Below are 12,773 nucleotides of genomic sequence, written 5' to 3' on the forward strand. Positions count from 1 at the left end.
TTGGGCGTTTCTTGTTTCTACGTTAGATTCAAAATCTTATGCAGATTTTTTAACTTGATCTTGAGCCGCTAACATATGACCTGACTCTTCAAAGTTTGAGTGCCATGCAAGCGCTTCACGAAGAATGTGAGGGGTATGGCCACCTTTTTCACATGCACGATCAAAGTAGTCATTCAATGCATCACGGTACATTGGGTGAGCACAGTTATCGATGATTGCACGTGCACGTTCACGAGGTGCTAAACCGCGTAAATCAGCAAGACCTTGTTCAGTCACAAGAATATCCACATCATGCTCAGAATGGTCAATATGAGAAGCAAACGGTACAACAGAAGAAATGTCACCGCCTTTAGCAATCGATTTGGTTACGAAAATGGCTAAGTGTGCATTACGTGCGAAGTCACCTGAACCACCAATACCATTCATCATTTTAGTACCACACACGTGAGTTGAGTTTACGTTGCCGTAAATATCAAACTCCAATGCAGTGTTAATACCGATGATGCCTAAACGACGTACCAATTCAGGATGGTTTGAGATTTCTTGTGGACGAAGCACCAATTTATCTTTGTATTGTTCAAGGTTATTAAACACTTTTTCGCCATATTTAGCAGAAAGAGTAATTGAAGAACCTGAAGCAAACTTCATTTTACCTGCATCAATCAATTCGAAAGTACAGTCTTGAAGAACTTCTGAATACATTACTAAGTCTTCAAAATTAGAATCTTTAAGCCCTGTTAAAACAGCATTGGCAATAGAACCGATACCTGCTTGTAATGGACCTAAGTTCGGCGGTAAACGATCTTCAGCCACTTCTTTTTCAAGGAAAGCGATTAAATGATTGGCAATGCCTTGAGTTTCATCATCAGGTAAAGTCACTGTAGATGGAGAATCGTGGTATTCGCTGTTAATCACAATGCCTACGATTTTTGCAGGATCAATATTGATAGCATGTGTACCAATACGCTCATCAACTTGAGTCAAGGGAATCGGTTGACGAGTTGGACGATATGTTGGGATATAAATATCGTGTAAACCTTCAAATGCAGGGCTTAAGTTAGTATTGATTTCAACAATCACTTTTTCAGCAAAAATTGCAAAGCTTGCAGAGTTACCGACCGAAGTTGTTGGAATAATGCCACCATCTTCAGTAATCGCAACCGCTTCAATCACAGCAACATCGGGCTTCTTCAATTGAAGATTACGCATTTGTTCAACAGTTTCAGACAAATGCTGATCGATGAACATCACATCACCAGTGTTGATCGCTTTACGAAGTGTATTATCCACTTGGAATGGTAAACGACGTGCAAGTACACCCGCTTCAGTCAATTGTTTGTCTAGATCGTTACCTAGACTTGCACCTGTGATTAACGTGATTTTTAAAGGATTCACTTTGGCTTGTTTTACCAGTGCTAACGGTACAGCTTTCGCTTCACCAGCACGAGTAAAACCACTCATACCTACTGTCATACCATCTTGGATAAAAGTTGCGGCTTGTTCTGCGCTCATGACTTTGTCATGGAGAGATGCTAAACGAATACGATCTAAAGACATGGGTTACGCTCAATTCTTGTTCAAAACTAGACGGATTGTACCGTTCTAAAACTAAATTGTGCATGCCTCTAATGCTAAGGTCTAATTTTTTCAAAAAATACAAGTATAAAAAATAATGATGATTTTCAAGTTGTTATTTATTAAAGAAAATAATATTAACTGTGTGTTAAGCGAACAAACTTGAATGTAGATTCATTGAGCAATCGTTAAAAACGATCACTCAAAGTTTGCTTAATTTTTTGAATTGCATTGGGAGATGGTTGTTCTTCTTCAATTTTTATTGCAATGGGTAATGAAATAATGACCTGTAAACCACCAGTCGCTCGGTTAGAAATCGATATTTCACCCTGATGGATATCCACAATACGTTTTACAATGGCTAAGCCTAAACCACTGCCTTGCACGGTTCTTGCTGAATTTCCACGGACAAAAGGTTGCATGAGATCTTCAATTTGGTCTTCAGGAATTCCTTCGCCATGGTCCGCTACGCAGATTTTAATATGTTCATTTTCAACAAAAGCACTCAGTTCAATCGGTTCAGCACCATAGCGTTTCGCGTTATTAATCAGGTTTCCAATGAGTCGTTTCAGGGATAAAGAGCGCGCAGTCATAATCGGTAATTCATTCGGGGTAAAACGAATATCCAAAGGTTTGAATTGAATGACTAATTCTTGTAGCAAGATGTTGATATTGGTCTCTTGAAGTTCCTCATCTGAGCCATCTCGCATATAGGAAATAAACTGACTTAAAATCGCATCCATATCATCTACATCATAGATTACGCCTTCTTTAAGAAAGTCATCATCCGACATCATTTCTGCACTTAGGCGGATTCGGGTGAGTGGTGTACGTAAATCATGTGAGATTCCCGCGAGCATGATTTGACGATCTCGTTCAGTCTGTTCAAGAGTGTAGATCATATGATTAAAAGCTTGATTCACTTCACGAATTTCTTGTGGCCCATGATTGGTTTCTAGGTAAGGGGCTTTACCTGTTTTACTATAATTATTAGCAGCATTTTGTAGACGGCGTAGTGGACGGTTAAGCTGTCGAACCAAGGTCAAAATAATTGCTGCTGCAATCAGGGGAATACCCAATAACCAGCCTAAAATAAGTTCAGGGCTGTAATTGGCATAGGTTTTCAGTGGTTCACGAACCCAATTGCCATTCATTTCAGGGGTTTGTACCCAAATCCTTGGACTCGGTTTAAATTGAAAATAGACCGTGACATCTTTCATGTTCAACTCTTTAGCGAGCTGATTTTCAATACGATTGGTGAAAAAGTCTGCAATTATTTTATCTTTAACATTTGGATATTCTTTAGGATCAGTGACATATTCAACTCCAACTCTTTGTTTTAACCATTGGTCAATGTCGAGCTGCACTTCGTCATGATAAATCTGTAAACGAGGATTATTGACCATTTCCAATTCAACAGCTAAAAATCTTGCATGTTGTTGAATTTCAGGTAAGTAGAGTGTTTTCCAAAAGAACCACAGTGACATGAATAGACTAAAAAACACCACAAATAAAACCAATACAGTGGTACGCATGGCTGCGGAACGTGGTTTGATTTTGTCTAAGAAGCGTTCCCAAGGTGTACGTTTTCTTTCTTGGTACGTTTCAAAATCTGTAAATGCTTGCGGATCTATAGGGTCTAATTTCACTAATCTATCCAAATATTTTGAATGTTTGAAATATCACTGTCTTAAAACGATTTTATTAAAAATTACAAAGCGTCATGATTCGATCATGCTTTGCTGTTCAGTATTGTATTTGTAAAATAAAATAAGCCTATCAAGATAGGCTTATACAGACTCAAATATTATTCAGCACCATCTGGAACAAATACATAACCTACGCCCCAAACGGTTTGAATATAACGCGCACGGGCAGGGTTTTCTTCAATCAAACGACGTAAACGAGAAACTTGAACATCAATCGAACGTTCCATTGCACCCCATTCACGACCACGCGCAAGATTCATTAACTTATCACGGGTTAATGGCTCACGAGGGTGCTGTACCAATGCTTTTAGGACAGCAAATTCACCAGTCGTCAAAGTAACCACTTGACCTTCACGGGTTAATGTACGTGTTGAGAGATCCAGTGACCATGGGCCAAATGAAACAACTTCTACATTCTGGCTTGGTGCACCTGGAACTTCGCGGACTTGACGACGCAAGATTGCACGAATACGTGCCAATAACTCATTTGGGTTAAATGGCTTCGGTAAGTAATCATCCGCACCTGCTTCAAGACCTGCAATACGGTCAGAATCGCTACCACGTGCTGTGAGCATGATGATCGGTGTATCAATATTCGATTGGCGCAAACGACGACAAATGCTTAAACCATCTTCTACAGGAAGCATGAAATCTAAAACAATCAATGAAAACAGTTCACGTTGTAGTAAACGATCCATTTGTGTCGCATCGTGTGCAGTTTTTACCACAAAACCTTTATCTTCCAAGAAACGCTGTAAAAGGGTACGCAAACGCACATCATCATCGACAACTAAAATGCGTTCGACACGGTCAGTTTCGTTTTGTACAACATCTGTATTTTCAGCAGGTACAACCAAACTCATGATGCACTCCCTTAATATTGTAAATTATAACGATTGTTAATCTCAGTATAATGCCTAAGTTCTTGTTAAGACTATGTATCAAATTGCTCAAAATTACAATTTTAAGCCTGTTTTGAAACCAAAAAACAACATGTTGAAATTATCGAGCTCATTCTATGTTTATAAATAAAAAGATATAGCATTTGCAAATGAAAAATTGATGTATTTTGACAATAAGTTTTTGTTTAAGCGTATATATTCATCATTTCTTATCATTAGAATTGGAAGCACTAATATTCAATCCATTAGAATGATTTTTGGAGCATGTCCAAACTGACCTAATTTAAACAGATATACATGATAATTTTAAATTAAAAAAGCAATATTACTTTTTATTTTTAACTAAACATGAGTTAAATAAAAGGATAGAAAAGTGGTGCTGGAAAAATTATTTTACAATGTGTTCCGCATCGAAATATCAGTGAAATGTTCGATTACACAGTAAAAATTCAATAAAAATGATCTTTAATCATTTTTTTCACTGCTAATTTGCAAAACAATTGTGGATTTTATGGTCTTGGTCTTTATAATCACTAACTTTTAGTCCTTATCCTTGTGGAATTAAACACGATGACTGACTTAGTTCAGCAGTTGGCAAGTGAGCTTGCCGTACGTCCAAACCAAGTAGAAGCTGCCATTAAACTGATTGATGAAGGTTCTAGTGTTCCATTTATTGCACGTTACCGTAAAGAAGTAACGCAGGGCTTAGACGATACACAATTACGCCAACTTGATACACGCCTTGTTTATTTACGTGATTTGTTTGAGCGTCGTGAAAAAGTAATCGAATCTTTAAAAGAACAAAACAAGTTATCGGATGACTTACTTGCACGCGTGAATGCTGCGGAAACAAAAAATGCATTAGAAGAACTTTATGCACCGTACCGCCCAAAACGTACCAGTAAATCATTTAAAGCAAAAGAAGCAGGCTTAGGTCCAATCGCTGAAAAAATTCTCAGTGAAAATGTTGACCCAACAGAAGCATTGGCTGGTTTTAGTCATGATGATTATGCAGATGTTGAAAGTCAGCTAGATGCCATTCAACACATCATCATTGATGATTGGGCTCAAAATATTGTACTGACGACAGATCTTAAAACGACTTTTGCTAAAACTGCTGTATTAAAAAGCTTAGTCGCTTCTGATGAGAAAAAAGAAGTAGGTAAGAAATTCCGTGATTACTTCGATTTCTCTGAGAATCTAAATAAAGTTCCTTCGCATCGTTTATTGGCAATGTTACGTGGTCGCCAAGAAAATGTATTAGGTCTTAAAGTGGATGGTCAAGACGATGCGCCATTGGCTCGTATTGAAACAGAATACAATCTTGAAACTGCTCAGCCACAAGCTCGTCAGGATTATTTAAAACAAACAGCCAAACTATTCTGGTTAGGTAAAATTCGTCCTACGATTGAACATTCATTACTAACAGAAAAACGTCTTACTGCTGAAGCTGAGGCAATGGATGTCTTTGCTGAAAACCTTCGTCACTTGCTACTTTCTGCACCTGCTGGTTCACGTTGCACACTCGGTGTCGACCCTGGTATTCGTACAGGTGTGAAATTGGCCGTTGTAAATGAATCAGGTGATGTAGTTACGCATAGTACGGTTTATCCATTTGCACCAAAAGAAGATAAAGCAGGTTCAATTGCTGAACTTGCTCGTTTGTGTCGCGAATTCAATGTCGATTTAATTGCGATTGGCAATGGCACAGCAAGCCGCGAAACGGAAGCTGTTGTTGCAGAAATGATGACTGTCAATAGTGATCTTAAATTAACACGTGTTTCAGTGTCTGAAGCAGGCGCATCTGTTTATTCAGCGTCTGAATTAGCATCTGCTGAGCTGCCTGAGCTTGATGTATCTATTCGTGGTGCAGTGTCTATTGCACGTCGTTTGCAAGATCCATTAGCAGAATTGGTAAAAATTGATCCTAAATCGATTGGTGTAGGTCAATATCAACATGATGTGAATCAAACGGGTTTGGCGAAAACACTTGAAGCTGTGGTTGAAGACTGTGTGAACTCTGTAGGTGTAGATGTAAACACTGCATCTCCTGCAATTTTGTCTTATATTGCAGGTTTGAATAAGTCTATTGCACAGCAAATTGTTGACTATCGTAAAGAAAATGGTCGTTTTGATAACCGTCAAGCACTGAAAAATGTACCACGTTTAGGCGAACGTACTTTTGAACAAGCTGCAGGTTTCTTACGTATTCAAGCTGGAACAGAGCCATTAGATGCATCTGCTGTTCACCCTGAATCTTATGGTTTAGTGAACAAAATTGTTGAAGCAAAAGCGACAACAGTCAAAGACATCATTGGCAATACTGAAATCATTCGTCAAGTACAAGCTGAAAGTTTTGTCGATGACAAATTTGGTCTTCCAACCATTCAAGATGTGTTAAGCGAGCTTGAAAAACCGGGTCGTGATCCACGTCCTGAGTTCCGTACTGCAAAATTCCGTGAAGACATCACAGAAGTCAGTCAATTGACTGAAGGCTTGCAGCTCGAAGGTGTGATCACCAATGTGACTAACTTTGGTGCTTTCGTCGATGTGGGTGTACATCAGGATGGTTTAATTCACATTTCTGAACTTGCGAATGAATTCGTTTCTGATCCACATAAAGTGGTTAAGCCAGGTCAAATCGTTCAAGTTCGTGTTTTGACTGTGGATGCTGAACGTAATCGCGTCAATTTGTCTATGCGCCCAGAAGGTTCAGAAGCACCAGCTAAAGCACCACGTCAAAAGCGTGAGTTCAATAACAATGAACAACGTGGTGAGCGTAAGCCGCAAGCGAAACGTCCACAAGGCGCTCGTCCTAACCATGATAAAAATCATGACAATAAAGACAAAGCACCACGCCATGGCAATAAGCCACAAGCAGCAAAACCTCAAGAAAACAAAATTGGTGGTTTAGGTGCATTGTTATTGCAAGCAGGAATTAAAGGTTCGAAGTAACTTTTGATTTCTAGGATTGCTAACTAAAAGACCGCCGAAAGGCGGTTTTTTATTGTTTATTGATATTTGAAACGTCACAATCTTTTTGAAACGGGCAAGGTTCTTTCGTGATTAAGTTTTCTAACAAAGATTGAATGTTTTGTAGTTGCAGAATCTTGTTTTGAACAACACTCAGTTTATCTTCCAAAATCTCGTGGAATTGTTCAGCGGGAATCTCATTAACACTCATAAGATCTGTGATTTGTTTCACTTCAGTTAAAGTAAATCCTAAACTTTTTGCTGTTTGGATGAGTCTAAGTTGTTGAATATTCTGTTCAGAATATTCTTTATAACCATTATTTCGAATTAAGGGTTGGATGAGATCAAGTTTTTCATAAAAGCGGATCGTATCACGGCTCAGGTTCAAATATTTTGATAACTCACCAATCAGCATCAAATTCTCCAGTGCTATTTTTATTCAAAATGTTTAAGGGGCTTGACCATAGAGCATACTCCACAGTTTAGCTTATGTATGAAGAATTCAAAAGGGTATAACTTCATGCAAGATCATCAAACAATAAAGAACGTTGCTTTGGTTTTTGGTGCGACAGGATTTATAGGTCGTTTCCTGATTGCACGTTTATTACAAGATAACTTTCAGGTATTTGCAATTTGTCGAAATGTTGTAGAGCAAGCTAAAACATTGCAAAATTGGTTAGAGCAAAAGAATATTGATACACAACAATTAAAATGTATACAGGGCGATGTAAGCTCTGCCGATTTGGGGCTATCCGATGAAAATTGGCAAATGCTTAAAGATGTAAATTATCTTTTTAATATGAGCGCCTTATTTACGTGGAATTTGTCCATGCAGCAAGCTCGAGCAGTCAATGTTGAAGGGTTGATTAACGTATTAAATTCTGTGAATTTGCACTGTCAATTAAAACGAGCATTTCATCTATCGGGTTATATGTTAACGCTAACTCAGCATTTACAAGAGGCTGGTGTGAACTTAGCGCAAATAGATCAAACGAATTGGGACAAAGTCTATAAGCGCTTAGGTGCTTATGAAGCTTCAAAAATAGAAGGTCATTTCACATGGATCAAATCTGCGGAGCGGCTGAATATCAATTGGACGGTGATTCACCCTGCGACTGTAATTGGCGAAGAGGTTTCTGGTGAAATCACGGAAAATCAGCCTATTACAGATTTAATTTCTAAAATCAAACAGGGTAAAATGGCAGCAATTCCTGCAACACCACAACATTATTTACCCATGGTTTCTTTAAATATGTTAGTGGATTCGATCATACATGCGGCACAAGACCCAAATACAATCAATCAAGAAGTCTTAATTGCTCACCCAACACAGATGTCTTTACAGCAAATGATCATAACTATAGCTGAAGCATTGAGTGTGAAGGCACCTACGCAATTTATACCTTTATGGATTTTAAAATTAATTTTGAAATGTAAATGCTTAGCGACAAAATTAGAGATGTCATCTGAATCGTTAAATTTTTTAAGAACGGAGAAATTACACATCGAGTCATTTTTAGTCTTAAATCAAAAATGGCAAATTCCAGTTGCTGATTTGGATAAAACCATTAGAAATACAACAGCTTGGGTGGATAATAATATTCATTGATAATTTTAGAAAACACTCATTTTGATCAATGGGTGTTTTCTATGGAGAGGATAACGCGCTTTCAGCCGGCCTTAGTTCTTAAACAAAAAGTATCCCCAATACACAATCACAGGGATGAAAAAGATCACAAGTTGAATCTGTATTTCTTCTGCAAGCGTATAACCATGTGATAGTCCAAGACGCAAATTCCAAAAAACCACAGCAGCCCAGACCAGACTAAAAATAATACCTGCGATGATCTGGAATTTTTTAGGTATAAAACCCATTAAAGCTAAATCAATACAAAGACCTATAGCAATAATAATTAGCGAACGCATATGTGATTCCAGCGGTTCTATCAACATATTTTATGTTCATAGAACCGAATATTATAAAATTGAAAGGAAGGGGATTAACGTGTGGTATAACCGCCATTGGCGAAAATCGTTTGGCCAGTAATCCACCAACCCTCAGTCACTAAAAAGCGCACTAAAGGTTCAATATCTTCAATCTTGGTTAAACCACCGAGTGCCGCAGCAGATTTATGATAAGCCACAGCTTCAGGCGCTTCTTGACCATAGAAGAACGGTGTATCCATAGGGCCTGGTGCGACAGCAGTCACTGAAATACCACGTTCACCAAACTCTTTAGACGCGGCGCGAGTATAGTGCTCGACAGGTGCTTTTAAGCCTTCATAGGTTGAATATAAGCCAGTATAAGCGGCTAAAAGGCTGGTGACGATTGAACAGATTTTACCGTTATTATTTAAATGCTTACCGGCAGCTTGAATAAAGAAATAAGCAATTTTATTGTTGACGTCATTCATTTCGTCAAACTCTTGTTCAGTTGTCTCAACAAAAGGTTTTTTTAATACGCGGCCTACAGTATTAATGGCGATATCTACACCACCAAATGCTTGTTTTGCTTTAATAAATAAGTTTTCAATTTCCTGTATATCAGACAGATTCGCTTGTACAAGGACTGCTTTAGCGCCTAGACTTTGAACATCAGCAAGTGTTTTTTCAGCATCTTCTAATGTTGCCGCGCTATTGTAATGAATCACAAGGTTTGCGCCATTTTCTGCAAATTTGCGGGCAATCAGACCACCCAAGTTTTTTGCACCGCCTGTAATAATTGCTGTTTTACCGTTTAAAGAATGTTGAGTCATTTTTTATTTTCCAATTTATCGCTAAAAGGATTCATTGTATGAGCTATTTTTCATGTTAAATAGTGAGTAAAATTGAACAGACTGTTCGAATAAATTGAATAATAAGTATGGATAAAATTGAACGCTTAAAAATATTTTGTTTAGTTGCAGAAAAGCAATCTTTTGCCAAAGTCGCAAATCAGTTGGATCTTCCTCGTTCAAGTATTACCTATGCGGTGCAATTACTTGAAAAAGAATATGAAGTTTTGTTATTGAATAGAACGACCAGAAAAGTGAATTTAACCAATGATGGTGTTTTATTCTATCAAGAAGTTCGACAACTGATTATTCAATCTGAAGGGTTAAATAAGTTTAAGCTACAGAACCGAGAACATACCGGACAAATCAAAATTGGCTTACCAATAAGAATGGCGACGCAATATTTAATTCCACATCTCAATGAATTTTATCAACAATATCCAAAAGTAAAAGTGCTTATTCATAGCAGTGACGATTTTTCAAATTTACTTGAAGAGCGTTTGGATTGTGTTGTTAGGGTTGGCAATATGATGGAGAATCATTTAATTGCACGGCCGATTGCCAAAGCTGATTTATATACTGTGGTTTCTAAAAAGTATTTGAATAACAACACTCAAGCGCTGCATATCGATCACTTACACAATGATTTTATCATTGGGTATCAGTTGAAAAATACAGATTCTGGGCTAAGTGAATTGGTGTTCCAAGATCGGCAGGTCGAATTGCCTTATCAATTGGTGGTTGAGGATACCGAGAGCTATTTAAAAGCAGGTTTACAAGGTCTAGGAATATTTCAAATACCTGATTTTGATGCAATACCGTTGATGCGAGAGCAAAAATTAGTCAGAGTTTTGGAAGAAGAAAAATGTTTAAAACTGGAAATTAATTTTTTATTTTTAGAACGTAAATATCGTCCAACTTATTTTCAGTATTTTATAGAATGGTTGGAAAGCCTACTTAAAAATAAACTTTCCAACTTGATTTAATTCATTGATAAATTAAAAACTTACCAATGCTCACCTGGGAACAAGCGTGCATAAGCACGTTGTACTAGATTTAACTTCTGTTGCTCGCCTACAGACGCCGTAGAGCTTGGGAATAAGTTAAAACCGATTGACATCAATTTGTTATTGATTTCAGGTGCAATTGAATAAGTAATTGATGCTAAACGACCTAGATTGGTTGCAACTTTCTTCGGACGTTTCACGATAGCATATGCGACTAAATCAGCTGCTTGTTCTGGTGAAAGTGTTGGTACGTATTTATAAATTTTGGTTGGTGCAATCATCGGAGTACGTACTAAAGGCATATAAACTGACGTAATTGCAATTTTATGTGAATGAACTTCCGCAGATAAACAACGGCTAAATGCATCTAATGCGGCTTTTGACGCAACATAAGCCGAGAAGCGAGTTGCATTGGCCAAAACGCCAATCGAACTAATATTGATAATTTGACCGTCTTTGCGAACCATCATTTGTGGTAAAACATTTAAAACCAAACGAACTGCACCGAAATAATTCAACTGCATCGTACGTTCAAAGTCATGGAAACGATCTACAGACTCATGCACAGCGCGGCGAATTGAGCGACCCGCGTTATTGATTAAAATATCGATATGATCAACAGATGCGATAATCTGTTTAGAGACTTCATCAATCGCATTCATGTCATTTAAATCACAAGGGAAAATGTCAGCTTGACCGCCTTCAGCGATAATTTCAGCTTGAACTTCTTTTAAAGTTTCTTCTGTACGGGAAACGAGAAGTACATGCGCACCTGCTGCAGCGAGTTTTTTTGCAACCGTTAAACCAATACCACTTGATGCACCTGTAATTAGTGCAATTTTACCTTGAACTTTTGATTGAAAAAGTTGCTCTAATTTTTGATTCATAGCTGTTTCCCTAATTGACTTTAAATGAATATATGGGCTGTATTTGTTGTTTCAGGGGTGATCATGGCTTTGTATAAAAGGTGATCAGATTTATTGGGCGCAATAATATACAAAAAAATAAAAATACTAGACTTAAGTTTATGAATTTACAAAATATTTCTAGAGTAATTGCTCTATTAATTTCCCATTTATTAAGTGATTTTTACCATATATTTTGCAATATTCAAAGCATGAATATGATGAAATGGGTTAAAAAATAATCAAATAAATTCAATAAAGTATATCCAAACTTGCAAATAAACAGAGTCAGATTCAACTCTGTTTATAAACAAATAATGTAATATTTCTTTCGTAATTTATGAGAAAGCGAGTTCGTTATACGCTTTTTTTAGCTCTTCCTTTGCATGGCTATGACCTTGGTGGGCTGCTTGTTCAAGCCATTTTTCAGCATGACTATAACTACGATCTAAACCAAGTTGTCCATTTAAATAACTTAAACCCATTTTATATTGCGCTTCTTGATCTCCTCGTAAAGCCGCTCTTAGATAACACCACATCGCATTACGATTATCCACCGAGTCTGATGGAGTTTCTTGAAACGAGTTTTTGCTTTCAAAATCGTGTGCTTGCGCTTTTTCGAGAGCAGCTTCGGAAGCATTCTGTTCAAATGCCCGGCGAGATGTTGAATCTCCTAAAAAACGGTTAAAAATATGTACCAACATATACAACCTCCTTGCTAATCCATTAACAAAGTAAAAGAGACTGCTAATCACAAAAAAATGATTAGATATAATTAATCTAGCTGATTTTTTTCACTTTGCAAATAGTTAAATGTAATTTGTCAATTGCGATTTTTACACATTTGTTAAAAAATACATTATTTAACAAACCAACAATTTTTATTTAAAAGATTAAATCACGCACTGTAATTTTATTACATTGAGAA

Annotated in this window: 11 protein-coding genes; 3 read left to right on the plus strand and 8 right to left on the minus strand. The window is 37.3% G+C overall.

The features are described 5' to 3' along the window. Positions 1 to 36: 36 nt before the first annotated feature. The 3 genes from CDA10_RS08880 to ompR form a co-directional block, all read right to left on the minus strand. Positions 37 to 1,557 (minus strand): acetyl-CoA hydrolase/transferase family protein, encoded by a 1,521-nt coding sequence (locus CDA10_RS08880; RefSeq protein WP_089605271.1) that lies wholly within the window; start codon positions 1,555 to 1,557, stop codon positions 37 to 39. A 206-nt stretch (positions 1,558 to 1,763) separates the two neighbouring features. Beyond that, positions 1,764 to 3,224, minus strand: a complete 1,461-nt coding sequence (locus tag CDA10_RS08885) for an ATP-binding protein (RefSeq protein WP_089605272.1) — start codon at positions 3,222 to 3,224, stop codon at positions 1,764 to 1,766. A 158-nt stretch (positions 3,225 to 3,382) separates the two neighbouring features. Beyond that, entirely contained in the window at positions 3,383 to 4,147 is a 765-nt protein-coding gene (ompR, locus tag CDA10_RS08890; protein WP_010112999.1) for an osmolarity response regulator transcription factor OmpR, read from the minus strand. Between the two features lie 609 nt (positions 4,148 to 4,756). Between ompR and CDA10_RS08895 the strand changes: the two genes are divergently transcribed. Next, positions 4,757 to 7,141, plus strand: a complete 2,385-nt coding sequence (locus CDA10_RS08895) for a Tex family protein (protein ID WP_089605273.1) — start codon at positions 4,757 to 4,759, stop codon at positions 7,139 to 7,141. A 49-nt stretch (positions 7,142 to 7,190) separates the two neighbouring features. Here CDA10_RS08895 and CDA10_RS08900 read toward each other — a convergent pair whose 3' ends face one another. Next, entirely contained in the window at positions 7,191 to 7,574 is a 384-nt protein-coding gene (locus tag CDA10_RS08900) for a MerR family transcriptional regulator (protein WP_089605274.1), read from the minus strand. 105 nt (positions 7,575 to 7,679) lie between these two features. Between CDA10_RS08900 and CDA10_RS08905 the strand changes: the two genes are divergently transcribed. Next, on the plus strand, positions 7,680 to 8,768 hold the full coding sequence (locus CDA10_RS08905; RefSeq protein ID WP_089605275.1) for an SDR family oxidoreductase: 1,089 nt from the start codon (positions 7,680 to 7,682) through the stop codon (positions 8,766 to 8,768). A 71-nt stretch (positions 8,769 to 8,839) separates the two neighbouring features. Here CDA10_RS08905 and CDA10_RS08910 read toward each other — a convergent pair whose 3' ends face one another. Both CDA10_RS08910 and CDA10_RS08915 read right to left on the minus strand, forming a co-directional pair. Next, positions 8,840 to 9,085, minus strand: coding sequence for a hypothetical protein (locus CDA10_RS08910; RefSeq protein WP_089605276.1), 246 nt, complete (start codon positions 9,083 to 9,085; stop codon positions 8,840 to 8,842). A gap of 74 nt (positions 9,086 to 9,159) precedes the next feature. Then, complete coding sequence (locus CDA10_RS08915; protein ID WP_089605277.1) at positions 9,160 to 9,915, minus strand: SDR family oxidoreductase; 756 nt, start codon at positions 9,913 to 9,915, stop codon at positions 9,160 to 9,162. Positions 9,916 to 10,022: 107 nt separating this feature from the next. Here CDA10_RS08915 and CDA10_RS08920 point away from each other — a divergent pair, with 107 nt between their 5' ends. Continuing rightward, on the plus strand, positions 10,023 to 10,919 hold the full coding sequence (locus CDA10_RS08920) for a LysR substrate-binding domain-containing protein (RefSeq protein WP_089605278.1): 897 nt from the start codon (positions 10,023 to 10,025) through the stop codon (positions 10,917 to 10,919). Between the two features lie 20 nt (positions 10,920 to 10,939). Here the strand turns inward: CDA10_RS08920 and CDA10_RS08925 are convergent, their stop codons facing one another. Both CDA10_RS08925 and CDA10_RS08930 read right to left on the minus strand, forming a co-directional pair. After that, positions 10,940 to 11,827, minus strand: a complete 888-nt coding sequence (locus tag CDA10_RS08925; RefSeq protein ID WP_089605279.1) for an SDR family NAD(P)-dependent oxidoreductase — start codon at positions 11,825 to 11,827, stop codon at positions 10,940 to 10,942. 356 nt (positions 11,828 to 12,183) lie between these two features. Continuing rightward, complete coding sequence (locus tag CDA10_RS08930; protein ID WP_089605280.1) at positions 12,184 to 12,549, minus strand: SEL1-like repeat protein; 366 nt, start codon at positions 12,547 to 12,549, stop codon at positions 12,184 to 12,186. Between the last annotated feature and the right edge of the window lie 224 nt (positions 12,550 to 12,773).

It is taken from the genome of Acinetobacter piscicola (assembly GCF_002233755.1).
GTDB lineage: Bacteria > Pseudomonadota > Gammaproteobacteria > Pseudomonadales > Moraxellaceae > Acinetobacter > Acinetobacter piscicola.

Excerpts from the sequence above, each read along its gene's own strand:
- CDA10_RS08925 (WP_089605279.1), bottom strand. The coding sequence starts at position 11,827 with ATGAATCAAAAATTAGAGCAACTTTTTCAATCAAAAGTTCAAGGTAAA.
- ompR (WP_010112999.1), bottom strand. The coding sequence starts at position 4,147 with ATGAGTTTGGTTGTACCTGCTGAAAATACAGATGTTGTACAAAACGAA.
- CDA10_RS08900 (WP_089605274.1), bottom strand. The coding sequence starts at position 7,574 with ATGCTGATTGGTGAGTTATCAAAATATTTGAACCTGAGCCGTGATACG.
- CDA10_RS08930 (WP_089605280.1), bottom strand. The coding sequence starts at position 12,549 with ATGTTGGTACATATTTTTAACCGTTTTTTAGGAGATTCAACATCTCGC.
- CDA10_RS08910 (WP_089605276.1), bottom strand. The coding sequence starts at position 9,085 with ATGCGTTCGCTAATTATTATTGCTATAGGTCTTTGTATTGATTTAGCT.
- CDA10_RS08905 (WP_089605275.1), top strand. The coding sequence starts at position 7,680 with ATGCAAGATCATCAAACAATAAAGAACGTTGCTTTGGTTTTTGGTGCG.
- CDA10_RS08895 (WP_089605273.1), top strand. The coding sequence starts at position 4,757 with ATGACTGACTTAGTTCAGCAGTTGGCAAGTGAGCTTGCCGTACGTCCA.
- CDA10_RS08915 (WP_089605277.1), bottom strand. The coding sequence starts at position 9,915 with ATGACTCAACATTCTTTAAACGGTAAAACAGCAATTATTACAGGCGGT.
- CDA10_RS08880 (WP_089605271.1), bottom strand. The coding sequence starts at position 1,557 with ATGTCTTTAGATCGTATTCGTTTAGCATCTCTCCATGACAAAGTCATG.
- CDA10_RS08920 (WP_089605278.1), top strand. The coding sequence starts at position 10,023 with ATGGATAAAATTGAACGCTTAAAAATATTTTGTTTAGTTGCAGAAAAG.